Source organism: Pyxidicoccus fallax (genome assembly GCF_012933655.1).
In the GTDB taxonomy this organism is placed as follows: domain Bacteria; phylum Myxococcota; class Myxococcia; order Myxococcales; family Myxococcaceae; genus Myxococcus; species Myxococcus fallax.
Map to the genome: position 1 here is coordinate 1 of NZ_JABBJJ010000790.1, position 418 is coordinate 418.

Annotated in this window: 1 protein-coding gene; it reads left to right on the forward strand. The window is 42.3% G+C overall.

The genetic code is table 11. The features are described 5' to 3' along the window. The coding region (locus HG543_RS54180) for a PTS transporter subunit EIIC (RefSeq protein ID WP_169352737.1) at positions 1-418 on the forward strand (418 nt) is incomplete at both ends.

The window sequence follows — 418 nt, forward strand, 5'->3', positions numbered from 1 at the left end:
GTATTCAACAATCGCAAGAATTTGGACAATCCATTTTCTTCTTGATTGAGGCCAACCCGGGTCCGGGCTTAGGGGTGTTACTTGCTTATATTATATTTGGGAAAGGTACAGCAAAACAAACAGCAGGCGGTGCCACGATCATCCATTTCTTTGGGGGAATCCACGAGATTTATTTCCCTTATGTTTTAATGAATCCGCGTCTCTTACTGGCCGTGATTTCAGGTGGTGTATCTGGTGTATTCACATTGGTATTATTTAATGCAGGTCTTGTGGCACCCGCTTCACCAGGTTCGATTATTGCGGTTTTATTAATGACACCACAAAACGCTATCGTTGGTGTTCTCGCTTCTGTTGCCATCGCGGCAACGGTATCTTTCGTTATCGCTTCATTCTTCTTAAAAATTCAAAAAGAAGAAAA